Source organism: Methylophaga thalassica (assembly GCF_030159795.1).
GTDB lineage: Bacteria > Pseudomonadota > Gammaproteobacteria > Nitrosococcales > Methylophagaceae > Methylophaga > Methylophaga thalassica.
The window spans coordinates 26,239-51,068 of sequence record NZ_BSND01000013.1 but is presented as its reverse complement, the minus strand read 5'-3'; the positions used below and the strand labels follow the sequence as shown (position 1 = coordinate 51,068).

The 24,830-nt window shown below is 44.7% G+C and carries 19 protein-coding genes; 7 read left to right on the top strand and 12 right to left on the bottom strand.

Features of this window, described 5'->3' with window-relative positions; genetic code table 11:
- From trkA to def, 7 genes are read right to left on the bottom strand one after another with little or no spacing between them, the layout of a single operon-like run.
- Window positions 1-1,383: a Trk system potassium transporter TrkA gene (gene trkA, locus QQL60_RS13025; RefSeq protein ID WP_007144197.1), complete on the bottom strand. Its 1,383-nt coding sequence runs from the start codon at window positions 1,381-1,383 to the stop codon at window positions 1-3.
- Between the two features lie 9 nt (window positions 1,384-1,392).
- Window positions 1,393-2,667 (bottom strand): sigma-54-dependent transcriptional regulator, encoded by a 1,275-nt coding sequence (locus tag QQL60_RS13020; RefSeq protein ID WP_284723565.1) that lies wholly within the window; start codon window positions 2,665-2,667, stop codon window positions 1,393-1,395.
- A complete protein-coding gene (locus QQL60_RS13015; protein ID WP_284723564.1) occupies window positions 2,664-4,829 on the bottom strand; it encodes a sensor histidine kinase in 2,166 nt (721 codons plus the stop codon). The genes QQL60_RS13020 and QQL60_RS13015 overlap by 4 nt, the downstream gene beginning before the upstream one ends.
- Window positions 4,820-5,395, bottom strand: coding sequence for a DUF4390 domain-containing protein (locus QQL60_RS13010; RefSeq protein ID WP_237701185.1), 576 nt, complete (start codon window positions 5,393-5,395; stop codon window positions 4,820-4,822). The genes QQL60_RS13015 and QQL60_RS13010 overlap by 10 nt, the downstream gene beginning before the upstream one ends.
- The gene (rsmB, locus tag QQL60_RS13005) at window positions 5,373-6,686 is read right to left on the bottom strand and encodes a 16S rRNA (cytosine(967)-C(5))-methyltransferase RsmB (RefSeq protein ID WP_284723563.1); all 1,314 of its coding nucleotides are present in this window, start codon (window positions 6,684-6,686) and stop codon (window positions 5,373-5,375) included. Before rsmB ends, QQL60_RS13010 begins: the two co-directional genes overlap by 23 nt.
- Window positions 6,679-7,608 (bottom strand): methionyl-tRNA formyltransferase, encoded by a 930-nt coding sequence (gene fmt / locus QQL60_RS13000; RefSeq protein ID WP_284451412.1) that lies wholly within the window; start codon window positions 7,606-7,608, stop codon window positions 6,679-6,681. Before fmt ends, rsmB begins: the two co-directional genes overlap by 8 nt.
- 9 nt (window positions 7,609-7,617) lie before the next feature.
- Window positions 7,618-8,121 (bottom strand): peptide deformylase, encoded by a 504-nt coding sequence (gene def / locus QQL60_RS12995; protein ID WP_007144191.1) that lies wholly within the window; start codon window positions 8,119-8,121, stop codon window positions 7,618-7,620.
- A 396-nt stretch (window positions 8,122-8,517) separates the two neighbouring features.
- Here def and QQL60_RS12990 point away from each other — a divergent pair, with 396 nt between their 5' ends.
- From QQL60_RS12990 to topA, 4 genes are all read left to right on the top strand, one after another.
- A complete protein-coding gene (locus tag QQL60_RS12990; protein WP_284723562.1) occupies window positions 8,518-9,549 on the top strand; it encodes a LysM peptidoglycan-binding domain-containing protein in 1,032 nt (343 codons plus the stop codon).
- Window positions 9,550-9,567: 18 nt separating this feature from the next.
- Window positions 9,568-10,671, top strand: coding sequence for a DNA-processing protein DprA (gene dprA / locus QQL60_RS12985; RefSeq protein ID WP_284723561.1), 1,104 nt, complete (start codon window positions 9,568-9,570; stop codon window positions 10,669-10,671).
- A 24-nt stretch (window positions 10,672-10,695) separates the two neighbouring features.
- Window positions 10,696-11,163 carry a Smg family protein gene (locus QQL60_RS12980; protein WP_007144188.1) on the top strand — a complete coding sequence of 156 codons (468 nt, stop codon included), beginning with the start codon at window positions 10,696-10,698 and terminating at the stop codon, window positions 11,161-11,163.
- Between the two features lie 84 nt (window positions 11,164-11,247).
- Window positions 11,248-13,530 carry a type I DNA topoisomerase gene (topA, locus tag QQL60_RS12975; protein ID WP_284723560.1) on the top strand — a complete coding sequence of 761 codons (2,283 nt, stop codon included), beginning with the start codon at window positions 11,248-11,250 and terminating at the stop codon, window positions 13,528-13,530.
- Between the two features lie 20 nt (window positions 13,531-13,550).
- Here the strand turns inward: topA and QQL60_RS12970 are convergent, their stop codons facing one another.
- The 4 genes from QQL60_RS12970 to purE all read right to left on the bottom strand — a co-directional run bounded on the left by QQL60_RS12970 (window position 13,551) and on the right by purE (window position 16,133).
- On the bottom strand, window positions 13,551-14,066 hold the full coding sequence (locus tag QQL60_RS12970; protein WP_284723559.1) for a hypothetical protein: 516 nt from the start codon (window positions 14,064-14,066) through the stop codon (window positions 13,551-13,553).
- Between the two features lie 15 nt (window positions 14,067-14,081).
- Window positions 14,082-14,387, bottom strand: a complete 306-nt coding sequence (locus tag QQL60_RS12965; RefSeq protein ID WP_284723558.1) for an Rdx family protein — start codon at window positions 14,385-14,387, stop codon at window positions 14,082-14,084.
- 1 nt (window position 14,388) lies between these two features.
- On the bottom strand, window positions 14,389-15,528 hold the full coding sequence (locus QQL60_RS12960; protein WP_284723557.1) for a 5-(carboxyamino)imidazole ribonucleotide synthase: 1,140 nt from the start codon (window positions 15,526-15,528) through the stop codon (window positions 14,389-14,391).
- A gap of 113 nt (window positions 15,529-15,641) precedes the next feature.
- A complete protein-coding gene (gene purE, locus QQL60_RS12955) occupies window positions 15,642-16,133 on the bottom strand; it encodes a 5-(carboxyamino)imidazole ribonucleotide mutase (RefSeq protein ID WP_284723556.1) in 492 nt (163 codons plus the stop codon).
- Between the two features lie 229 nt (window positions 16,134-16,362).
- On the opposite strand from purE, the gene gltB reads away from it, so the two are divergent.
- The 3 genes from gltB (at window position 16,363) to hemE (ending at window position 23,460) form a co-directional block, all read left to right on the top strand.
- Window positions 16,363-20,847: a glutamate synthase large subunit gene (gltB, locus tag QQL60_RS12950; protein WP_284723555.1), complete on the top strand. Its 4,485-nt coding sequence runs from the start codon at window positions 16,363-16,365 to the stop codon at window positions 20,845-20,847.
- 23 nt (window positions 20,848-20,870) lie between these two features.
- Complete coding sequence (locus tag QQL60_RS12945) at window positions 20,871-22,274, top strand: FAD-dependent oxidoreductase (RefSeq protein ID WP_007144180.1); 1,404 nt, start codon at window positions 20,871-20,873, stop codon at window positions 22,272-22,274.
- A 121-nt stretch (window positions 22,275-22,395) separates the two neighbouring features.
- Window positions 22,396-23,460 carry a uroporphyrinogen decarboxylase gene (gene hemE / locus QQL60_RS12940; protein WP_284723554.1) on the top strand — a complete coding sequence of 355 codons (1,065 nt, stop codon included), beginning with the start codon at window positions 22,396-22,398 and terminating at the stop codon, window positions 23,458-23,460.
- Window positions 23,461-23,540: 80 nt separating this feature from the next.
- Here hemE and QQL60_RS12935 read toward each other — a convergent pair whose 3' ends face one another.
- Window positions 23,541-24,812, bottom strand: a complete 1,272-nt coding sequence (locus tag QQL60_RS12935; protein ID WP_284451418.1) for an ammonium transporter — start codon at window positions 24,810-24,812, stop codon at window positions 23,541-23,543.
- Between the last annotated feature and the right edge of the window lie 18 nt (window positions 24,813-24,830).

Genomic DNA, 24,830 nt, shown 5'->3' with positions numbered 1-24,830 from the left:
CTAAAAGAAGGTAAAGCCAACCTGGAATAAACGTTCGACCTCTTTTATGTAACGTTTATTCACTAAAAATAAAATAACGTGGTCTTCAGATTCAATAATGGTCTCATCTTTAGCAATAATCACTTCTTCACCCCGCACAATCGCCCCAATCGTTGTACCTGGTGGTAAGTCGATTTCATCAATGCGTCGACCGACAACGACAGAAGAACTGCTATCACCATGAGCAATCGCTTCCAATGCTTCAGCAGCACCACGGCGTAGGGAGTGTACGGCGACAATATCGCCACGACGAATATGGGCAAGTAGACTACCAATAGTCGCCTGCTGTGGTGATAAGGCAATATCAATACTGCCACTTTCTACCAAATCCACATAGGCTGCCCGATTAATCAGCGATAAAACCTTACTGGCACCAAGTCGTTTTGCCAGCATGGCAGAGAGAATATTGGCCTCGTCATCATTGGTTAAGGCACAAAACAGATCGACTTTATCGATTTCTTCTTCGAGTAACAGTTCTTCATTAGCGACATCGCCTAACAGCACAATACTGTTGCTCAACTCTTCTGACAAGAACTCAGCGCGATCGGGGTTGGCTTCGATTAATTTGATTTGATAATCATTTTCTAAGGCTTTTGCCAGGCGGGCACCGATATTACCGCCGCCAGCCAGCATAATACGCTTATAGGGTTTTTCCAGACGACGCAGTTCGCCCATGACAGCACGAATGTCTTTGGTGGCGGCGATGAAAAAAACTTCATCATCGGCCTGAATAGTGGTATCACCGGTGGGCGTGATAGGGTGACCATCACGGAAAATAGCGGCAACCCGGGTTTCTGTTTTCGGAATATGTTTGCGTAAATCACGCAGTGGATGCCCGACCAACAGACCGCCATGAAAGGCTTTTACAGCAACCAGCTGCACTTTACCTTCAGCAAAATCCAATACCTGCAAAGCATTAGGATGGCTGATAAGTCGCTGGATATATTCAGTGACGATTTGCTCAGGACTGATGAGCATATCAATGGCAATCGCCTGAGGGTTTTCTTTATCAAATAATTGTGGCGTCGACAGGTAGCCTGTTGAGCGAATACGGGCAATTTTGGTGGGCGTGTTGTAGAGCGTATGACAAATCTGACAGGCCACCATATTGGTTTCATCACTGTTAGTCACTGCCAGAATCAAGTCAGCATCTTCAGCGCCAGCCCGAGCCAACACATCGGGATGAGAGGCTTGTCCCTGAATCGTACGAATATCGTAATGATCCTGAAGTTTGAGTAAGTTAGTGCTGTCTGTATCGACAAGGGTGACATCATCGTCTTCGCGAGCCAATGTTGCCGCCACAGAAGCGCCGACTTGACCGGCTCCGAGGATCAGAATTTTCATAGTCGATTCCTAAATCTGTTTGGTGTCTATACCAAGAGAGCGAAGCTTTCGATAAAGATGTGTTCTTTCCATGCCAGCCAGTTTAGCCGCTTTACCTACATTGCCGTCTGTTTCTTGTAATTTACGTAAAAGGTAAATGCGCTCGAATTGTTCTCTGGCTTCACGCAGAGGTAATTCAAAGTTAATAGTTTCATCACCATTTTCGATAGCTTCAGCTTCTGAGGCGAGTGCAAGATCGACATCTGCGACATCAATATCTTCACCATTCCCCAGTACTAATAAGCGTTGGATGACATTTTTCAATTCAAGAATATTGCCAGACCATTCATGGTTCCTGAGGCGGTTTTGTGCGGCAACAGTGAAACGACGGTATGGCAAGCCGGAACGCGTGGTTTGTACGTCAACAAAGTGATGAACAAGCTCTGGAATATCTTCAATATGATCACGAAGTGGTGGTACTATCAGAGTGATGCTATTGAGCTGATACAACAGGCTCTCCAGAAAGTCACCGTTATCGACGGCTTTTTGTAAGGAGTATTGTGTAGCGCAAATCAGCTGACACTGCTGTAATTTATGAGTCTCCAACAGGTGTAATAACAGTGCCTGAGCTTCATCACTCAGCAAGGCCAAGTCATGGATATACAAACAGTTATTTTTAGCTAATGAGGTAATCTTCAGGCTATCTAATGGAAAGCTTTCTGGGCTTAATTCAATAAATTTACCGCCTGAGAATTGACCCAGGCTATGTAAATAATGCGAAAAACAATGTTTGCCCACCCCAGGCTCACCTACCAGCAGAATAGGCATTTCGTGTTTCGCAACGCGTTCAACTTGTTCACGCAATAATTTTATCTGCTGACTTTTACCCACAGGAATCTGTGCCAGTTCTTTTTGTATGCTGGCTTGTTTTGCTCTATTTTCGAGGGCTTGCTCAACACCGCGCAGAAGTTTGGCCGTCGACAGCGGTTTCTCAATGAAATCACTGGCGCCCAGCCGCGTTGCTTCTACGGCGGTTTCTATCGTGCCATGGCCGGACATCATCACGATAGTGACATTTTTATTTTGTTGTTTGAATTCTTTTAACAGACTAATACCATCGATATCCGGCATCCAGATATCGAGCAGAATCAGATCAGGCTGTTGTTCGTTAAAAATTTGTTGTGCTTCCTGCCCATCAGCAGCAATTCTGACTTCATAGTTTTCGTCTTCCAGAATGTCTTTGATTAGCTCGCGAATATCCGGCTCATCATCAACAACAAGAATCAGGGGTTTGTCATTACTCACGACGGAGACTCCTCCAATGGCAATCTTATAATTATACTCGTTCCTTCTGGATCCAGATTTTCCGCCCAGACATCACCACCATGTTCTTCAATCATTTTTTTAACGATAGCTAAGCCAAGCCCGGTGCCTTTATGTTTCGTCGTGGCGTAGGGTTCGAATAATTTATCAATAATAGAAAAGGGGATGCCAGGACCGTAATCCCGAACAGAAATTTCAAGCCAACGACGTTGTTGGTGAGTAAGTGGATGGTAACTGATAACGATATCGACAGGAAGTTGAGCGTCCTCACAGGCTTCGATAGCGTTTTTCAATAAATTATGCATGACTTGCCGAAAACGATTGACATCAATTTTGACCGCCACACTTTCCGGGCTGTTTAACAGCGTGAACTGATGATTCGGATTACTCTGATACATGGCCAGTACTTCACGAATCAGTTGACCGATATCATAGGACTGTAATTGTAATGCCGGCGTGCGCGCATACTCGGAGAATTCATTCACCATTTCTTTCATCGCTTCAACTTGTTGAATGATGGTATTGGTGAGTTTATCGACGACTTCGACCTGCTCCTCGGGCACAATCGCTGCGTATTTTCGTTGCAGACGTTCCGCTGACAGCTGAATCGGTGTTAAAGGATTTTTTATTTCGTGAGCCAGACGCCGTGCCACTTCACCCCAGGCGGCATTACGCTGTGCTTGTAGCAGTGTAGTGATGTCTTCAAAAACGATAACCCAGCCACTATTATTGGGTAATTCGGTACCATGACAAATTAAGGTTTGGTTGCCGTTTTGTTTTTGTAGTTCTACTTGCTGTTCCCAGGCAATACCTTTGACAGCGCAACGTTCAATCATTTCGCAGAACGTTTTCATATTTTTGTTAATTTCAGCCAGCTTGGATAAAGGGCTTTCCAGACGTTGCTGGAGTTTAACACCGAGAATTTTGCTGCTGGCATTATTGGCTGTATGCAGATAAAGGCGTTTATCCACGGTGACCACGCCACTGGATAAGCTGCCAAGGACAGTGGTCAGGTAACTTGTTTGTTGTTCTAATAAACGGTGACTACGCTGTGACGCATTGCGGGCATGGGTTAGCCTTTGTGTCATTTGGTTAAACGAGCGAACCAGGAAGCCAATTTCATCGTGGCCTGAGGCCGTCAGTTGCATATTGTAGTTACCGGAAGCCACCGCTTGTGTACCTTGCGCTAGTTCTTGTAGCGGCTCGACGATACGTCGGGATATCCAGATAGCAAACCAGATAGACACCAGAATGGTTAAAAACACAATCAGGCTTAAGGTCAGTGTGAACACGGTAATTAAAGGTTTTCTGAGATAACTTAACTCTTTGTAATCAGAGTAAGCATCTTGCACGGTTTTACCGAGATCACTTAAATGATCATTGATCGGAAACAACACATTGAGAATTCGTTCTTCGGCTAAGACAGACTTTTGTGGAATTCTGACAGCGGCCCGCAGTTGGAGCTTGTCATTTTCTGAGGGGTCCATGCCGATATAATCTTCACCCTGAAGCAGCTGATGCATGATGGTATCGTTAGGTCTGTTCGGTACCATAATAGTTGGACTTTCAATACTCGACGCAATCGGTTGTCCATCTCTTGCCCAGATACTAAGCTCCAGTGCGCCACTCAATTGCGTTAAATCCCGTAAGCTGTGTGATAGCTCGCTATCGGGTAGTTCACTAAGAACACCAGCCATCATTCTGGTTTGGCGCAGCAGGGTTCGCATGCGGATACCAAAAGCGGTACGGCTTAACTCCAGTGAATCATTCAGTGCTTGTTCTACTTTGACATCAAACCAGCTGTTAATACCGCGATGCAGGAAGTGGATCGAAAAGCCGTAAACAATCGATGTCGCAACTAAAATCAATAAAACAAACAGGCTAACCAGTCGGACGGTAAGCCGCGATCCCGCCTCATGTTTTTTAAAGTCGCGATATAAACGAAAGAGGCTGCGAGCAAGAATGCCCACCAGTAATAATAGACAGGCAACACCAATACCAAAGATAACCAGAAAGAGGTCATTCAGCCGTGAACTATCTTGAGTAGCTGCGCTTAGCAAATAGGCGAGAACAAGCAGTAAAAATGCGAGAGAGAAGTATGGTGCTGTACCTGAGCTAAGTCGCTTGATAAGACTTATAGCCATACTGCTTGAACCCATGGACTGGTGAGTTGCCATTTGTCAGAGATTAAGGCTCCAGGACGCATTGGAGTTGGTAAGGCATTGAGATCCAATCCACTGCGAATTTCCAGAATCAGATTTTCCGTATCTTCGGTATATTCTGGTGGCAGCGAGAGCGCATTAATATCGCCCAAGGCTTTTAGAGCACCACTCAAACTAGGGAAGTTTTGTTGTTCATGAGTATCGAGTGACTCCACAATATATTGCTCTGATAATGCGTGGTAACGAAGCTCATAGCTCAGAGTGCTCTCCCATAAGGTGGTTTCCCATTGCCAGAAGCTGCCCAATATTGGCATAGCATCAATTAGCCGAAACTCTTGCAAAAAGGTAATGGGTACGCCATTTTGCAGGGCTTCAATCACTCGTGGCGTTAATGGGTAATTAATTTGAGCCGTCAGCACATAGGCATTACCAATGGGATGAACAACCGGGTTATTGACGCTAAAAACAGTGGCATTGGCTGATGTTTGAATAAACAACCATAAGAAAAGAGACAGGAATAGACGCTTACTTACGGCGAAGGCAGGCATAATAAAAACCGTCCATAACATCATCACCAGGCAGTCTCTGGTAACCGAAAGGCCTAGCTGTCGCTGGTGTCGAAGAGAGTTTGACTTCTTCAGCATCTGGATGTCGTTGTAGAAACGCTTCAATTTGCTGCTCATTTTCTTTTTTAAAGGCAGAGCAGGTAGTGTAAACCATTAAACCATCGGCTTTCAGCAGTGGCCACAAATTATCTAATAAAGCCTGTTGTTTACTGGCCAAAGTATCGATATCTTCTGGATGACGTAGTAGTTTTATGTCCGGATGGCGGCGAATGACACCACTACCCGTGCAGGGTGCATCGATAAGGATGCGGTCAAACGCTTGTCCGTTCCACCAATGGTTGGTGTCTGCGGCATCGGCAGCAACTAATGTGGCGTGTAAACCAAGCCGATCCGTATTTTGTTGAATTTGCAGTAAGCGATCAGATGATATATCGATAGCTGTGACGTCATTTTCAGGAGAGGTTTCAAGAATATGGCATGTCTTACCGCCGGGCGCAGCACAGGCATCTAACACGCGCTGTCCTGGCTTTATATCCAGAATCGTTGTGGCTAGTTGGGCTGAGCCGTCTTGCACAGAAACCCAACCTTCTTCAAATCCCGGTAGTTTATATACATCGCAAGGTTGGTCCAGCAAGATACCCTGGTCGGTCGCTTCAATAATTGAGGCAGCAATCTGTTCAGACTTTAACTGCTGAAGATATGCTTCACGTGAAACTTTTTGCTGATTAACCCGGAGCATCATCGGGGGCTGTTTATTATTAGCGTTGGTAATATCTTGCCAGCTTTCAGGCCAGTCTTGCTGGTATTGTGATAGTAACCAGCTTGGATGCCCGTAATTAGCTGGGTCATTTGCCAACAGCTTCTGTTCGATCTGTTCTTGTTGTCTTAGATAGTTTCTCAGGCAGGCATTTAATAAACCACCCGCCCAGACTTTTTTCAGTTTTTTACTGGCATCCACTGTTTCAGAAATAGCGGCATGATCCGGTGTATTTAAAAAACGTAACTGTAAAATACCGAGTATTAATAGTTGCTCAATATCTTTGTCTTTAGCTTTAAAGGGTTTTTTTATCAGCTGGTGGACGATAAATTGCAGAGTCGGGTAATGACGCAAACTGCTATAGCAAAGCTGTTGACAAAAACCACGATCTTTTTCATCAACATGAGGCAAATACTGAGCTAAGGCCGTATTGAGAGAACGTTGCTGAACGACTACTTCATTCAAAATGAGTGCAGCATTCGTTCGGGCACCTTTAGTGGGGTTAGGCTTAGCCAAAATGATCGCCAACTTTCATGGTGTTTGCATTAAGGAAATCCTGCACAGACATCGCACGTTTACCGGGTAACTGTAGCTCAGTGATGCGAATAACACCGTCGCCGGTGGCAACATCAATCCCGACTTTATCGACCTTAATAATTTGACCTGCTGGTTGCCGTGTTTCTTCTTTCACTAATTGTGCTCGCCATATACGAAAAATAGCATCGTGCCAGATCGTCTGCGCTACAGGCCAGGGGTTAAAGGCATTGATTTTACGAAGAATATCTTGAGCTGAAAGTTGCCAGTCAATATCGGCTTCTTTTTTATCTAATTTGCTGGCATAGCTTGTCAGATCGTCATTTTGTGGTTTGGCATTGCGTTGGCGTTGCTCAATATCCTTGAGAGTTTCAACTAAGGTTGTGGCGCCCAATATTGCGAGACGATCATGAAGTACCTGGGCAGTATCTTCTTCGGTAATTGGACAACGCGCTTCAGAAAGAACGGGGCCGGTATCAAGGCCGGCTTCCATTTGCATGATGCAGACACCGGATTCTTTGTCGCCGGCCAAGATAGCTCGTTGGATAGGCGCTGCGCCACGCCAGCGGGGAAGTAGAGAGGCATGCACATTGATGCAGCCAAGCTTGGGCGTATCCAGAACGACTTGAGGTAACAATAAACCATAAGCAACAACGATCATCAGATCCGCCTGGTAGCCGGCTAGGGTCTGTATCGCGTCATCGGTTTTGAAGTTAACAGGCTGCTCTACCGGAATATTATGTTCGAGAGCGAGTTGTTTAACAGGACTGGCTGTTAATTTACGTCCACGACCTGCGGGGCGATCCGGCTGAGTATAAACAGCGCAAATTTCATGCTCGGTATTGATTAAAGCTTTCAGTGTTTCTGCGGCGAAAGCCGGAGTACCGGCGAAAATAATGCGCATCCAAGATCCTTATAGTTTTTGTTTTTGGTGTTTTTCTAAGCGTTTTTTTATGCGTTCGCGTTTTAGGTTACTCAGATAATCAACAAATAATTTACCATCGAGGTGATCAATTTCGTGTTGAACACAGGTCGCCAGAAGTCCTTCGGCAGAAAATTCAAAAGGTTCACCATCTCGGTTCACTGCTTTTATGGTTACTGTGTCAGCACGCACAACGGTTTCATAGGCCTCTGGTACGGATAAGCAGCCTTCTTCATATTCTCGTTCACCTTGCTTATCCAGTATTTCTGGGTTGATAAGGATGAGTGGTTCTGATTTGTCTTCAGAAATATCGATAACTATCAGGCGTTTTTGTACATTCACCTGATTGGCGGCAAGACCTATTCCTGGCGCATCATACATCGTTTCTAGCATGTCGTCGGCAAGTTGACGGATGTCATCAGTCACTTCCTCTATGGGCTCAGCTTTTTTGCGCAGCCGTGGATCGGGGAAATGGAGAATATTTAAAATGGCCATGAGTAATACCTGTCAGGATGATTTACTGCTTTTACAAACCTTATATTGTAGTCTGCCAGCGCCTTATTGAAAATATAATGAATTTTGCTTGATCCCGATTAGTCATTGGTGACGGTGAATCAAAACCTAAGCAAACCAGCTATGGCGTCATAAACCGAGCCTGTTAACATTTTTTTGAGTTTTTTCCCGGTATCCTTGTGCTGAATGCGACAGTTAGACTCAATGACTAGTTTCAGCGCTGAGTCTCAAATTACTTGCCGGAGTTTACTTGTTGTCTAAAAATGATTAAGTTTGACGCTGGTAGCAATACTTGATTAGTCATACCGCATATAACACACTATTTAAAGTTGCCCATTACAGGATTGGGGCAAGATTAAGGTCCATGAGGATGGTTCGATGATAAAGCGCATAGCGATTAGTTTGATTTTTGTTTTGCTGAGTAACCCTCTGCTGGCCAAAGAAGTGGAGCTTAATCCAGACCATCCACAACGATATACGGTTAAAAAAGGCGATACCTTATGGGATATTTCAGGCATGTTCTTAAAATATCCGTGGCACTGGCCTGATATTTGGTATGTAAACCCGCAAATTGAAAATCCCCACCTGATCTATCCTGGTGATGAATTATCTCTGAGTTATCGTGATGGCAAACCAGTCATTGAGGTTAACCGTGGCAAACGCAGTGTGAAGCTGTCGCCTGAGGTTCGAGAAACGATTTTAGATAAACCCATCCTGACTATTCCGCTATCGGCAATTGGCCCATTTTTATCCAAACCTCGCGTAGTGGGCGATGAAGTACTCAATGATGCACCTTATGTTGTTGCCAGTGCCGATGAACGTCTTATCTCAGGCGCGGGCGATTATGTTTACGTAAGGGGTATCACAGACTCGGATAGTAATACATATAGTCTTTTCAAGGGTGGCAAAGCATATAAAGATCCTGACACTGGCGAAGTATTAGGATACGAAGCAATCTATCTGGGGGATGCTGAAACAATGACTCAGGGGGATCCGGCCAAAGTCAGCTTGACCTACACAAACAGAGAAATTCAAATTGGTGATCGCTTATTAAAAGTCGAAGATGACGACTTTGATCTTAATTTCATTCCTCGTGCCCCTGATAAGCCGTTAGATGGACGTATCATTTCTGTTTTTGATGGTGTTTCTCAAATAGGGCAATATCAGATAGTTGTTCTAAGTTTAGGCAAGCGCGATGGCTTGCAAACAGGAAATGTTTTATCCGTCTATCAAGCTGGGGAAACGTTAAAAGATTCAGTGTCAGTTGATCGCAAGGACACGGTGACATTACCTGATGAACATGCTGGTGAAGCTATGGTATTCAAACTATACGACAAAGTCAGTTATGCCATTGTTATGAAAGCCACCCGTGCTATGCATGTGTATGACAAAGTGAAAAGCGCCCAATAAAAGGACTTATTCAGCGGAATGATAGCTAACAAGCACAGTGAATTAGCTTGTTGGATTGCTCTACAGCGAGTGCCAGGGATTGGCCCGGTAACATATCAAAAACTGTTGCAACAGTATGGCAATCCGCAATACATATTAAATAACCCAGGCCAAATAACTGGCTTCAATGATGAACTGGTAGAGAAGTTACGCCATCCCGACTGGCAACAAGTTGAGCAAGATTTGCTCTGGTTGGAACAAGATAACCGTTACATTCTGACCATTGAAGATGAACGCTATCCAAGTTTGCTCAAAGAAATTACCGATCCACCTTGTTTACTCTATGTTCAAGGTGATGTTTCATTATTAAACGACTGGCAGCTTGCGATTGTGGGCAGCCGAAACCCATCGCCGTCAGGCAGAAATACGGCGTATGACTTTGCTCACTACCTGGCTGAGGGCGGTTTAGTGGTGACGAGTGGGCTTGCAATGGGGATCGACGCTGCCGCACATAAGGGCGCCCTGAGCAAGGGGAAAACAATAGCGGTTGTTGCTACAGGTCTTGATCGTGTTTATCCTGCCCAGCATCGTCAACTAGCCTACGATATTGTAGAAAACGGTGCGATGGTGTCAGAGTTTCCGTTAGGTACTTCACCACGACCAGAGCTATTCCCGAGAAGAAACCGAATCATCAGTGGATTATCGCTAGGAACCCTGGTGGTTGAGGCTGCATTAAAAAGTGGTTCTCTGATCACAGCCAGAATGGCAATTGAACAGTCACGCGAGGTTTTTGCTATTCCCGGTTCGATTCATAACCCTTTATCCAGAGGCTGTCATCAGTTGATCCGGGATGGGGCAAAGCTGGTAGAGACGGCGCAGGATATTATTGAAGAGTTGGGTGCGCTGGCAGGAATCAAGACTCCACATGAAGACACTAAAGACAAAACAGAATCCACACATGAAAAAGACGGTGACTACCAAGTGTTGCTTAATCATCTTGGATTTGACCCAGTTGCCATAGACAGCCTGATAGAAAATACTGGATTGACGGCTGATGCTGTTTCATCCATGCTGTTATTACTTGAGCTAGAGGGCGAGGTTGAGTCATTGCCCGGCAGCCGTTATATTCGGACGGGTTCCTGAACCAGGCTTATTAAAGAGAGTCAGATGAAAGAAAATGTCATTGATGTGTTGTTATATCTATTTGAAACCTACATCGATACGGAAGAACGAAATAAACCTGATAATGAAGTGTTAGAGCTTGAATTAGAGCAGGTTGGTTTTCAGGAATTAGAAATTCATAAAGCGCTGGAATGGTTAGATAATATGACCGTGGCCGCTGATCAACCTCTCAAACGGCACGCCACAATGCGCGTGTTCAGTGACAATGAGCTGGAACGGTTGGATGTGGAGTGCCGAGGTTATTTATTGTTTCTGGAACAAGTGGGCGTTTTAGACGTCGAAACTCGGGAGATCGTGCTCGAACGAGTGATGGCGCTGGATACAGAAGAGATTGACCTTGATCAGCTTAAGTGGGTTGTGCTGATGGTGTTGTTTTATCAGCCTGGAAGGGAAGTCGCTTTTGCCTGGATGGAAGACTTGGTCTTTGAAGACATGGAAGCCATCGTTCACTAGACTAAAAATAGAATAAGAAACTTCAACATTGCCCGTCTCAACGGGCTTTGTTTATATGTGCGTAGGTTTTTGGTATCGGGGAAAATGGGAAAAAAACTAGTCATCGTTGAGTCGCCAGCCAAGGCGAAAACAATCAAAAAATATCTCGGTAAAGATGTCGAAGTCTTAGCTTCTTATGGTCATGTGCGTGATTTATTACCAAAAGAAGGGGCGGTTGATACTGCCAAAGATTTTGAGATGAAATACCAAGTTATCGACCGTAACAGCAAGCACGTCGATGCGATTGTAAAAGCGATGAAAAAAGCTGATGCCCTTTATCTCGCGACTGACCCTGATAGAGAAGGGGAAGCCATTTCCTGGCATCTATATGAGTTATTGAAAAAGCGTGGCGCTTTGAAAGACAAAGAGACTCACCGTGTCGTTTTCCACGAAATTACCAAACAAGCGGTAAATGACGCCGTTGCCCACCCTCGTGAATTATCCATGTCGCTTGTTAATGCACAGCAGGCCAGACGCGCCTTGGATTATCTGGTTGGTTTTACCCTGTCTCCACTGCTTTGGAAAAAGGTTCGACGCGGACTTTCTGCAGGAAGGGTACAAAGTCCAGCGTTGAGAATGATCGTTGAGCGTGAGCTTGAAATAGAAGCTTTTGTTGCGAAAGAGTATTGGAGCATCGAAGCTGATGCGAGTGCTGATAAAAACGATTTCCAGGCCAAGCTGACCTATTTCGAAGGTGAGAAACTCAGTCAGTTCAGTGTGACGGATGAAAAGCAATCGGCAAAGGTTGTAAAGGCATTAGATAAAGCCGCACAAGGTAAGTTGCTGGTTTCCAATGTTGAGAAAAAACAACGCAAACGTAACCCTGCAGCACCGTTTACCACATCCACATTACAGCAAGAAGCATCACGCAAACTAGGTTTTGGTGCCCAGCGTACCATGAGCATTGCTCAACAGTTATACGAGGGTGTAGATACCGGAGAGGGCGCGGTTGGTTTAATCACCTATATGCGTACTGACTCTGTCACTTTGGCTCAAGAAGCTTTAGATGAAATACGTGGATTCATTGCAGAAAAATACGGCCAGAAAATGGTTCCTGCAAAACCACAAGAATACAAAACGAAATCAAAAAACGCGCAAGAGGCGCATGAAGCGATACGTCCGACTTCTGTGCTTAGAACGCCAGAAGATATGAAAGCCTATCTTTCTGCCGATCAGTTAAAGCTTTATACACTTGTCTGGCAACGTACGATGGCGAGTCAAATGATTCATGCTACCCTGAATACAGTTGCTGTCGATTTGGCTTGTGGTAAAGGTAATACTTTCCGTGCAAATGGTTCGACGGTAGTCAATCCAGGCTTTATGAGTGTGTATCTGGAAGATAAAGATGATTCTGCTGCCAGCGACAAAGACGAAAAACTGCTGCCGCCGATGGAAGTCGGTCAAGTTGTTGAATTAAAAGCGATTAGGCCTGAGCAGCACTTTACCGAACCACCGCCAAGATACAGTGAAGCCAGCCTGGTCAGAAGTCTGGAAGAGCACGATATTGGCCGACCATCAACATACGCGAGCATTATTTCTACACTTGTTCAGCGTGAATACGTTGAAATTATCAATAAACGTTTTCATCCGACTGACGTGGGTCGTGTGGTGGGTAAGTTTCTTGTCGATCACTTTACTAAGTATGTCGACTATAACTTTACCGCTGAGTTGGAAGATGAACTTGATGCGGTGGCCAGAGGCGAAGAAGAGTGGGTGCCATTACTAAGAAAGTTCTGGGGACCGTTTAAAGAACAAGTCGAAACCAAAGATAAAGAAGTTCAACGCAGTGATGTGACACAAGAACTGCTAGATGAAGACTGTCCTAAATGCGGTAAAAAACTCTCCAGCCGTCTTGGCCGGAGTGGGCGTTTTATTGGTTGTACTGGTTACCCAGAATGTGATTACACCCGTAATATTGATGGTGAAGAAACTACTAATAATGAACCTGAGGTGGTTGAGGGCAGGAAATGTCCAAAATGTGACTCTGATTTATGGATACGAACTGGACGTTATGGGAAATTCATTGGTTGCTCCAGTTATCCTAAGTGTAAACATATCGAATCATTGGAACAGCCGGCCAACACTGGTGTTGAATGCCCACAATGCCATAAAGGCGAGATTCTGACGCGTAAATCACGTCGAGGAAAAGTCTTTTACTCTTGTTCAGAGTATCCTGATTGCGGCTACGCTTTATGGAATGAGCCACTGAAAGAACCTTGCCCGAAATGTAACTGGCCAATTCTGACACTAAAAACGACTAAAAGTCGTGGTACAGAGAAAGTCTGTCCACAGAAAGACTGTGATTATTCAGAGAAAGTTGAAAGCTAAATCACTCATCCGGTGATAACTTATTTAAGTTGTTGCTGGATGCTAATCACGTGTTGTTTGGCTTTTTCAGCTTCTTCTAAGGCTTTCTGTTGGCGAGCCTCGTCATTTTCCAGCAGCCCGTTTTTCAGATCCAGTCCGATGTAAATCAGGTTCTCATAGATAGCAAACAAAGGGGCACTTGGCTGTTTTTCTAAAAACGCTTTATTGTGTTTAAAATCCCGACTGTATCTTATCTTCATAGACATATATTCAGGTGTCCATTTATGGTTACGGTACTGAATAAAGTCATAAGTATTGTTGGACTGTTTTGCTTGCTGATAGTGTTTAAGTAGTTGCTCTTGAATGCTTATGTAGCTGTTGGCCATTTCATTGGCGTATTCATTGATATTTTTACTACTTAATTCTGTCGCTTCGTTTTGTTTGGGTGAGTGTGGAGCTGGTGTATTTGTACTATCACAGCCCAGCAAAAAAAGCGTGAGCAGCATGGAAATGCCCGCTTTAAGAAGCAGGTGCATAAAGGTGTTATCTGCACGCATAGTCTTCACCTCGACTTAAGATTGATTATCAGAGCTTGGTTTCTTATCACTATGGCCCAAAGACCTGTCAGGAGCGATGATATCACGCACCAGTTGCTTTAACTCTGTAATCTCAGGAAAACGACCTTGTTCTTTTCGCGACCATAGTAGTTCATCATTCGCTCGCACTTCGAAAAGGCCACCTGTGGCCGGAATCAACGTCAGTGAAGTGATTTCATCATCAAATGTTGTCAACAGTTCTTGTGCCATCCAGCTGGCTCTCAGTAACCAGCGGCACTGTGTACAGTAACTGATGGAAATATGATTATGTTTAGTCGTCAAATCAATCTGCTTTTAAATTTTCAAAACAAGTGTCGGCTTGCTGCATCGCTTGATCAACGGTTTCAGCCAGAACATTGAAGTGTCCCATTTTTCGACCAGGTCGTGCTTCTTGTTTACCATATAAATGCAGTTTGATATTTGTTTCTGATAGTAAGGTTTCCCAGTGAGGCTGACTGTTACCCCATACATCGCCTAATAAGTTCACCATAACGACCGGGGTGATCAGGTCACAATCTCCGGCAGGTAAGCCGCATAACATACGAACTTGCTGTTCAAATTGTGATGTGTGGCAGGCATCAAGTGTGTAATGACCAGAATTATGAGGGCGGGGTGCTATTTCATTAGCAATGATTTCGCCTGATTGACTGACAAAAAACTCTACAGCCATCGTGCCTACGTAACCTAGCCCTTTAGCAATATCATTAGCCATTTGAATGGCCTTTTGCGCTTGTTCAGCAGCGACGGAGGTGGGGACTGTAGTTGTATGCAAAATACCATTCACATGGACATTTTCTGCAACTGGAAAATTAATAATGGTGCCGGTTTGACTTCTGGCCAGAACAACGGAGATTTCTTTATCCAAATCAATTCGTTGTTCTAAAACACACTCTTTTTCACCTAATGCTTCAAATCCGGCATAAACATCTTCAACCGTTTTGCAAGGGGTTTGGCCTTTGCCATCGTAACCAAAGGTCGCTACTTTGAGGATAGCTGGAAAACCAATGACTTTTTCAGCTTCTGCGATATCTTGTTGCTGACGGATGGCGAAAAAAGGCGCTGTTTGAATGCCGAGAGAGGCGATGAAGTTTTTCTCAACATTACGGTTTTGCGTTGAAGCCAAGGCTTTGGATGATGGATGAACTATAGTTTTTTGCTCAAGAAAAGCTAATGTCTGCGCAGGAATGTTCTCAAATTCAGTAGTGATGGCAGCACACAGCTTTGCCATATCATCTAATGCTTTTTCATCATCGTAAGCAGCACAGATATGCTGATCAGCAATAACACCAGCTGGACTTTGTGGATCAGGATCGAGAACCACAACCTTATACCCCATGATTTGAGCAGCAGAGGTAAACATGCGGCCAAGTTGACCTCCACCCAGCATACCTAATGTTGAACCGGGTAAAATCTGTGTATTCATCATTGACCTCATTTTAATGTTAGCGAGTCGAAAATAAGCGTTGTATTTAATTATCGGTAATTAGCACTTGAGATTGATTAAAAAATAATCAACAGGCTTTGTTTATCCATGTACTATTGAGGGGGTAGGGTCATCTCAACAACGGTTTGGTGTTGTTTTTTGCGAAACACATCCAGTTTCGCTGCCAGATGAGCATCATTCACGGCGAGTTGGGCGATAGCAAACAATGCCGCGTTAGCTGCGCCAGCTTCACCAATCGCAAATGTGGCGACGGGAACGCCTTTAGGCATCTGTACGATCGATAACAGTGAGTCTTGACCTTTAAGATACTTGGATGGGACTGGAACACCTAAAACAGGAACGATAGTACTAGCGGCAAGCATACCAGGTAAGTGCGCTGCGCCACCTGCACCTGCTATAATGCAAGCAAGTCCCCGCTGTTGGGCCGTTTCTGCGTATTCCGTCAATAAGTCTGGCGTGCGATGAGCCGAAACAACTTTGGCTTCATAGCTGATGCCAAATGCTTCTAGTTGCTCAACTGCTTTTTGCATAACGGGCCAGTCACTGTTGCTGCCCATGACGACACCGATTAAGGGTTTGTCCATGATCGTTCCGTTGTTCTCGTCAAAAACAGTGCATTTTAGCTATTTTATTGAAAATAGGAAAATTTAACGCTCATATTTTGCCAAGGAAGGTATCGTAATAATTGAATGGCAAGGTATCCATCGTTATAATAGATGATCCTTTCTGCCGTATTTGGTCAACGCTCCTCGAAGATGATTTCCGAATACCGCCGGGCTATCCGACGGGTGAGCAGTGACGGCGCTAACTAATATGAAGGTACGTGACGTGAGTCAGCCAACAGAAATGAATCAAGGTCTCTATAGACCGCAATTTGAACGTGATAACTGTGGTTTTGGCCTAATCGCCCAGATGGACGATAAAGCTAGTCATTGGTTAATCGAAACAGCAATTGAAGCCTTAGGCAATCTTACCCATCGCGGCGCTATTGGTGCTGACGGAAAAACGGGGGATGGCTGTGGTTTACTGCTGAAGAAGCCAGATAGCTTTTTCAAAGCCATTGCAGAAGAGCTCGGCTATAACTTATCTGCTTTATATGCAGTGGGTATGGTTTTTCTTTCGCAAGATGAAGCGAAAGCGGAATTTGCGCAAAAAGCTGTTGCTCAGAACTTAGCTAAGCAGGGATTAGAGGTTCTTGGCTGGCGAGATGTGCCAGTAGATCCTGAATCAGCCTGTGGCCAACAAGCATTGACGTCACTGCCGGTGATGCGTCAGGTTTTTGTAAATGCTGGCGAAGGCATGTCTGAAGCTGATTTTGAGCGTCAACTCTACATTGCTCGTCGTCTTGCTGAAAAAGCCGTGACCGATGACAGCGACTTCTATATCCCGACTTTGTCTTCGCATGTTGTCTCGTACAAAGGTCTGGTGATGCCGTCGTACCTGCCGGTATTTTATAAAGATTTGAATGACAAACGCATGGAAACATCCGTGGCTGTTTTCCATCAACGTTTTTCAACCAATACCTGGCCGCAATGGCGACTTGCTCAACCTTTCCGTTACCTTGCTCACAATGGTGAAATCAACACGGTTCAGGGTAACCGTAACTGGGCTCTGGCACGTGGTGCCAAGTTTGCCACTTCTCTGATTGAAAATATGGATGACATTCGTCCATTAGTTGGCACTTCAGGCTCAGACTCATCCAGTATGGATAATATGCTGGAAGCTTTATTAGCGGGCGGTGTGAGTCTATTTCGTGCGATGCGTTTGATCATTCCACCTGCATGGCAAAATGATCCAACCATGGATGCTGATTTAAAAGCATTTTATGACTACAACTCTATGCACATGGAGCCATGGGATGGTCCTGCTGGTGTAGTAACTACTGACGGTCGTTATGCCGCCTGTACCTTGGATAGAAATGGCCTGCGTCCAGCGCGTTACATCATCACTAAAGATCGTCATATCACATTGGCTTCTGAAGTCGGTGTTTACAAATATGAACCAGAAGATGTTATTGCTAAAGGCCGTTTGAAGCCTGGGCAAATGCTGGCTGTTGATACACAAACAGGTGAGTTATTGATGCCGGAAGACATCGATAACATGCTGAAAACTGCTCAGCCATACCGTGAATGGTTAGAAAATAATCTGCAAAGATTGTCTGATGCGGCTGATGATGAAACTGGTCCAACACTTGAAGGTGATGAATATCAGGTTTATGAAAAGTTATTCAATATCACGTTTGAAGAGCGCGATCAGGTCATCCGTGTTTTAGGTGAAGTCGGCCAGGAAGCGATTGGTTCAATGGGCGACGATACCCCGTTCCCTGTTTTATCCAAACAAGTCCGTTCGGTTTATGACTACTTCCGCCAACAGTTCGCGCAAGTTACCAATCCACCGATCGATCCACTTCGCGAAAATATTGTGATGTCACTGGAAACGTGTTTCGGTGAAGAACGCAATATGTTTGAAGAAGGTGAAGATCATGCACAGCGTGTTGTGGTTGATTCACCTGTATTGTCTGAGAGCCAGTTCCGCCAGTTATTGGCAATGGGTAAAGACAATGCTGAATACGAGTCAATCATCCTATCCTTGAACTATGATCCTGCTGTCGGTCTTGAAGCCGCTATAGATGCGCTTTGTGATAAAGCGATTAAAGCTGTTGCTGACGGTACAGTGGTGATTGTGCTCAGTGATCGTGATATTGCCAAAGATAAATTGCCAATTCATGCTTTATTAGCAACGGGTGCAGTGCATCAGCGTCTGATTCAAGCTGGTTTACGTTGTGACGCTAATGTCATTGTAGAAACGGCAACAGCACGTGATCCACATCATTTCGGTACCTTATTAGGTTATGGTGCGACGGCGATTTATCCATATCTTGCCTACGCTTGCCTGAACGACATGATTCATACCAATGAAATTAGAGACTTGGATCGTGCAGAATTGTGTCGCCGTTACCGTAAGGGTATTAATAAAGGCTTATTTAAAATTACGTCAAAAATGGGTATTTCCACGATTGCAAGTTATCGTGGCGCCCAGTTGTTTGAAGTGGTTGGTTTAAACGATAGTATCGTTGATAAATGCTTTACAGCCACCACTAGTCGCGTCAGTGGTTCGACTTTCGCTGACCTTCAATCAGACGATGAAAAACTGGCAAAACTGGCTTGGAATCAACGTAAAAAACGTGGTCAGGGCGGTTTGCTCAAGTTTATCCATGGTGGTGAGTATCACGCCTACAATCCAGACGTTATTGCGACCTTACAGAAAGCGGTTCAAGGTGGTAACTACGACGATTATAAAGCCTATGCCGAACTGGTTAATGATCGTTCACCAATGGTGTTACGCGACTTAATGAAGGTCAAACTGGCTGACAAGCCACTTGAATTGAATCAGGTTGAAGATATCAGCAATATCCTGAAACGATTTGATAGTGCGGGTATGTCATTGGGTGCATTATCTCCAGAAGCGCATGAAGCCCTTGCTGTGGCAATGAACAGACTGGGTGGCCGTTCAAACTCTGGTGAGGGTGGTGAAGATCCGGATCGTTTTGGCAATGAACGTGTTTCAAAAATCAAACAGATCGCTTCAGGCCGCTTTGGTGTAACGCCTCACTACCTAGTTAATGCAGAAGTGCTGCAGATCAAAGTAGCGCAAGGGGCTAAACCTGGTGAAGGTGGACAGTTGCCGGGTGGTAAAGTTAATCAAATGATTGCCACATTACGTCACTCAGTGCCGGGTGTGACATTGATTTCACCGCCACCGCATCATGATATTTATTCAATTGAAGATCTTGCGCAATTGATTTTTGACTTAAAACAGGTCAATCCAGATGCACTGGTCTCTGTGAAGCTTGTATCACAGGCGGGTGTGGGAACAGTCGCTGCTGGTGTGGCCAAGGCATATGCTGACCTGATTACTATTTCTGGTTATGACGGTGGTACTGGCGCAAGCCCGCTGACCTCAGTGAAATATGCTGGTGGACCGTGGGAATTAGGTCTGAGTGAAGCACATCAGACATTGCGTGCTAATGACCTTCGTGACAAAGTCCGTTTGCAAACAGACGGTGGTCTGAAAACGGGTCTCGATGTGATTAAAGCGGCGATTTTAGGTGCTGAAAGCTTTGGCTTTGGTACAGGACCAATGGTGGCTCTGGGTTGTAAATATTTACGAATCTGTCACTTGAATAACTGTGCAACGGGTGTTGCAACTCAAAATGAGAAGTTGCGTACACAGCACTTTATTGGTTTACCACAAATGGTAATGAACTACTTCCAGTTTGTTGCTCGTGAAACACAAGAGTGGTTAGCTAAATTAGGTGTAGTAAGTTTACAGGACTTAATTGGTCGTACTGACTTACTGGAGTTATTACCGGGTGAGACAAGCAAACAACATAGCCTGAATCTGGCTCCGTTGTTGTCATCTGCAGGTGTACCGGCTGACAAACCGCAGTTCTGTCTAGAGCCTAAAAATGAACCTTATGATAAAGGTGAACTGGCTGAACAAATGGTGGCGGATATTAAAGAAACCATTGTTAATAAAACAGGCGGTGAGTTTAGCTACCAGGTACGTAATGTTAACCGTTCTATCGGTGCGCGCTTATCGGGTGAAATTGCCAAGCTTTATGGCAATTATGGTATGGCCGATAAACCTATTCGTCTGAAATTGACGGGTTCTGCAGGTCAAAGCTTCGCTGTATTCAACGCCGGTGGTCTTGAAATGTATCTGGAAGGTGACGCCAATGACTACGTTGGTAAAGGGATGGCTGACGGTAAGATTGTCATTTATCCTTCGCCTGAAAGTGAGTTTGAAACACAGGAAGCCAGCATCATTGGTAACACCTGTCTGTATGGTGCAACAGGTGGAACCCTGTATGCTGCGGGTCGTGCTGGTGAGCGTTTTGCTGTTCGTAACTCAGGCGCCACTGCCATAGTAGAAGGTGTTGGTGACCACGGTTGTGAGTACATGACTGGCGGTGTTGTCGCTGTATTGGGCGAAACAGGACTGAACTTTGGTGCAGGTATGACAGGTGGTCTCGCATTTGTATTAGATAGTGATAATACGTTTGCTGAGCGTTATAACAAAGAACTGGTCGAGCTAGTTAGAATCGACAGCCCTGAAATGTCAGAGTTATCACTCTATCTCAAAGGTATGATTGAAGATCATGTCCGTGAAACGGGTAGTGTGTGGGGACATCAATTGCTGGATGCGTTTGAACAACGCATTAAAGAATTCTGGTTAGTCAAACCTAAAGCAGCAGCAATCGATGGCTTGTTAAAACTTGCTACTAAAGCGGCATAAGTCCAGAGACTAAGATAATAATTATGGCAAAAAATACATTTCAGTTTTTAGATGTGGGGCGTTTTGACCCAAAGAAGCTTGATGCTGATGTTCGGATCAAACAATTTGGCGAAATTTATGGCAGTTTTGACTCCGATTCTTCAGCAGAACAAGCAGACCGCTGTTTAGAGTGTGGTAATCCTTACTGTGAATGGAAATGTCCTGTTCACAACTATATTCCTAACTGGTTGAAATTGGTTAGTGAAGGCAATTTAGAAGAGGCTGCTGAGCTATCTCATGCGACTAACACCTTGCCGGAGATCTGTGGCAGGGTATGTCCGCAAGACCGTCTGTGCGAAGGTGCATGTACATTAAATGATGGTTTTGGTGCGGTGACTATCGGTTCTGTAGAAAAATACATCACCGATACTGCGCTTGAGCAAGGCTGGCGTCCAGATATGTCTAATGTGACAGATACTGGTAAGCGTGTTGCCGTCATCGGTGCTGGCCCAGCTGGTTTGGGAGCTGCTGACGTACTGGTACGTAATGGTGTCAAACCCGTTGTGTTTGACCGTTACCCAGAAATCGGTGGTTTGCTGACCTTTGGTATTCCAGAGTTTAAGTTGGAAAAGCAAGTTGTGAAGCGTCGCCGTGAAGTACTCGAAGGCATGGGCGTTGAATTCCGCTTAAACACAGAAGTCGGTAAAGATGTTGATTTTCAATCCTTAATTGATGAATACGATGCCGTATTCCTGGGAATGGGAACATATACCTACATGAAAGGCGGTTTTCCAGGGGAAGACTTGCCCGGCGTTTACGAAGCACTGCCTTTCTTAGTCGCGAACAATAAGCACCTGTTAGGTCTTCCTTCCGATGACTATGTATCAATGGAAGGCAAACGTGTGGTTGTATTAGGTGGTGGTGATACAGCGATGGACTGTAACCGTACCTCTATCCGTCAAGATGCTGCCAGTGTGACTTGTGCCTACCGTCGTGACGAAGAAAATATGCCGGGTTCACGCCGAGAAGTAAACAATGCACGTGAAGAAGGCGTTCAGTTTTTATGGAATCGTCAGCCGGTAGAAATTGTTGGTAATGGAAAAGTAGAGGGCGTTAAAGTGGTGACCACAGCTTTAGGCGAAGCTGATGAACGAGGTCGTCGTCGTCCTGAGCCCGTGCCTGGTAGTGAAGAAATTATTCCTGCTGATGCCGTTGTTATTGCGTTTGGTTTCCGTCCAAGCCCGGCACCATGGTTTGAGAAATTTAATATTTCGATTGATGATGGCGGTCGTGTTGTGGCACCGGCTGAAGCAGCCATTAAGTATCAAACAACTAACCCAAAGATTTTTGCCGGTGGTGATATGGTACGTGGATCTGATCTGGTTGTTACTGCGGTGTGGGAAGGTCGACAGGCAGCAGAAGGTATTCTGGATTTCTTAGACGTATAATCACTGATCTACATCATTAAACAATAAGGCTTTTTCATACAGGGATAGGGCTTCCTGTATGATGAAGCCTTTTTTATATCTATCATTCTTAAAAACAGGTCCAGCTATTCAGGAGTCAATTGTGAGCAGTCTAAAAAACGATCGTTATCTCAGGACATTACTAAAGCAACCGGTAGACAAAACCCCGGTCTGGGTCATGCGTCAGGCGGGTCGTTATTTGCCTGAATACCGTGAAGTCAGACAAAAAGCGGGCAATTTTATGACGCTTTGTTCTACCCCTGAATTGGCTTGTGAAGTTACCTTACAACCACTTAGACGCTATGACCTTGATGCCGCTATCATCTTTTCAGATATCTTAACTGTACCTGACGCGATGGGTCTAGGACTGCATTTTGTCACGGGTGAAGGGCCAAAGTTTTCTAAAACAATTCAAAATGCACAGGATATAGCTAATCTTGCAGTACCTGATATGGAAGATTCTCTTGGCTATGTGATGGATGCGATACGTCTGACCAGAAAAGAACTCGATGGCAAAGTACCACTTATCGGTTTTAGTGGCAGCCCTTGGACTCTGGCGTGTTATATGGTGGAAGGTGGAAGCAGTAAAGACTTTGCAAAAGTAAAAGGCATGATGTTTGATGCACCAGATCAAATGCATGCTTTACTAAATGTATTGGCTGAGTCGGTTATTGACTATTTAAACGCTCAAATTAAAGCGGGTGCTCAAGCTATTATGTTATTTGATACCTGGGGCGGCACATTAAGTCCTGAGAATTACAAAGCATTCTCACTAGCTTATATGGACAAAATCGTTAATGGTTTGATTAAAGAATCTGAAGGACGAGAAGTTCCTGTGACCCTGTTTACCAAAGGTGGTGGCCAATGGCTGGAATGGATGGCTGAGACCGGTGTGAATGGATTAGGACTGGATTGGACAACAGATATTCGTTCAGCAAGACAGCGTGTCGGTGATAAGGTGACGTTACAAGGCAATATGGACCCATGCGTTTTATATGCATCACCCGATCGTGTTGAACAAGAAGTGAGTACGATTCTTGAAGCTTATGGTAACGGAACAGGCCATGTATTTAACCTTGGTCATGGTATTCACCCATCGGTGAACCCAGAGAATATGGCAAGACTCGTTGATTCTGTACATCGATTAAGTGAAAAGTACCATCAGTAGCTATTATTGATATCGCAAAAATAAAAAAGGGCAAGTAATGAATACTTGCCCTTTTTATTTGTTGAGTTTGCCTAAGTGGCTTATTTGCCAGTGTTAGTAAACTCAGGGTACGCTTCCATACCACATTCAACGTAGTCAACGCCTTCGTACTCTTCTTCTTCAGAGACACGCAGACCCATCACAGCTTTTAGGATACCCCAGACGATCAAGCTGGTAACAAATACCCAGACAAAGATAGTTGCTGCACCAATCAACTGACCAGAGAATGAAGCATCACTGTTTGTTAAAGGCACTGCTAACAGACCCCACAGACCAACGGTGCCGTGAACAGAGATCGCACCAACAGGATCGTCGATTTTCAGTTTGTCTAAGAAGACGATTGAGAAGACAACGATGATACCGCCGATAGCACCGATGATAGTCGCCATTAATGGTGATGGAGTATCAGGACCTGCAGTGATAGCAACAAGACCTGCTAATGCACCATTAAGAATCATAGTTAAGTCGGCTTTACCGAACATGATTTTAGCCACAATAAGGGCAGCGATAACACCACCAGCTGCAGCAGCATTGGTATTCAGGAATACCATGGCAACAGAGTTGGCACTGGCAATATCACCTAGTTTTAAAACTGAACCACCGTTAAAGCCGAACCAACCCATCCATAAAATGAATGTACCTAATGTTGCCATTGGTAAGTTAGCACCTGGAATTGGGTTAATTTCGCCGTTAGGGCCGTATTTGCCTTTACGAGCACCAAGTAACAATACACCTGCAAGAGCTGCAGCAGCACCAGCCATATGCACGATACCTGAACCGGCAAAGTCTAAGAAACCAAGGTCACCAAGGTTGTACATACCTAAGACATCGTTACCACCCCATGTCCAAGAACCTTCCATTGGGTAGATAAACGCAGTCATGACGATCGCAAAGCCAGCAAATGCCCACAGCTTCATACGTTCAGCAACCGCACCAGAGACGATAGACATCGCAGTTGCAACGAAAACAACTTGGAAGAAAAAGTCTGAAGCAGCTGAGTAAACAGAACCACCATCAAAACCATTTTCAGCAGAAGATGCCAAGGCATCTGCAACTAATGTGTCACCGCCATCAATCCCAGCAAGGAAGATACCGCCGCCGTACATGATGTCATAACCAACAACCAGATAAGCTGTGCAGGCAATAGCAAACAACATCACGTTTTTGGTTAAGATTTCAGTCGTATTTTTTGCGCGAACCAGACCGGCTTCTAACATTGAGAATCCAGCGGCCATCCACATGACAAGAGCACCCATTACTAAGAAGTAAAAGGTATCCATGGCATATTGGAGTTCGAAAATTTGATTTTCCATATTATTTTCTCCCCAAGC

What these genes read in the sequence shown, in the direction of transcription:
- trkA (WP_007144197.1), bottom strand. Translation starts at nt 1,383, where the DNA reads ATGAAAATTCTGATCCTCGGAGCCGGTCAAGTCGGCGCTTCTGTGGCG.
- QQL60_RS13015 (WP_284723564.1), bottom strand. Translation starts at nt 4,829, where the DNA reads ATGGCTATAAGTCTTATCAAGCGACTTAGCTCAGGTACAGCACCATAC.
- QQL60_RS13010 (WP_237701185.1), bottom strand. Translation starts at nt 5,395, where the DNA reads ATGCCTGCCTTCGCCGTAAGTAAGCGTCTATTCCTGTCTCTTTTCTTA.
- fmt (WP_284451412.1), bottom strand. Translation starts at nt 7,608, where the DNA reads ATGCGCATTATTTTCGCCGGTACTCCGGCTTTCGCCGCAGAAACACTG.
- def (WP_007144191.1), bottom strand. Translation starts at nt 8,121, where the DNA reads ATGGCCATTTTAAATATTCTCCATTTCCCCGATCCACGGCTGCGCAAA.
- QQL60_RS12990 (WP_284723562.1), top strand. Translation starts at nt 8,518, where the DNA reads ATGATAAAGCGCATAGCGATTAGTTTGATTTTTGTTTTGCTGAGTAAC.
- dprA (WP_284723561.1), top strand. Translation starts at nt 9,568, where the DNA reads ATGATAGCTAACAAGCACAGTGAATTAGCTTGTTGGATTGCTCTACAG.
- QQL60_RS12980 (WP_007144188.1), top strand. Translation starts at nt 10,696, where the DNA reads ATGAAAGAAAATGTCATTGATGTGTTGTTATATCTATTTGAAACCTAC.
- topA (WP_284723560.1), top strand. Translation starts at nt 11,248, where the DNA reads ATGGGAAAAAAACTAGTCATCGTTGAGTCGCCAGCCAAGGCGAAAACA.
- QQL60_RS12970 (WP_284723559.1), bottom strand. Translation starts at nt 14,066, where the DNA reads ATGCGTGCAGATAACACCTTTATGCACCTGCTTCTTAAAGCGGGCATT.
- QQL60_RS12960 (WP_284723557.1), bottom strand. Translation starts at nt 15,528, where the DNA reads ATGAATACACAGATTTTACCCGGTTCAACATTAGGTATGCTGGGTGGA.
- purE (WP_284723556.1), bottom strand. Translation starts at nt 16,133, where the DNA reads ATGGACAAACCCTTAATCGGTGTCGTCATGGGCAGCAACAGTGACTGG.
- gltB (WP_284723555.1), top strand. Translation starts at nt 16,363, where the DNA reads ATGAAGGTACGTGACGTGAGTCAGCCAACAGAAATGAATCAAGGTCTC.
- QQL60_RS12945 (WP_007144180.1), top strand. Translation starts at nt 20,871, where the DNA reads ATGGCAAAAAATACATTTCAGTTTTTAGATGTGGGGCGTTTTGACCCA.
- QQL60_RS12935 (WP_284451418.1), bottom strand. Translation starts at nt 24,812, where the DNA reads ATGGAAAATCAAATTTTCGAACTCCAATATGCCATGGATACCTTTTAC.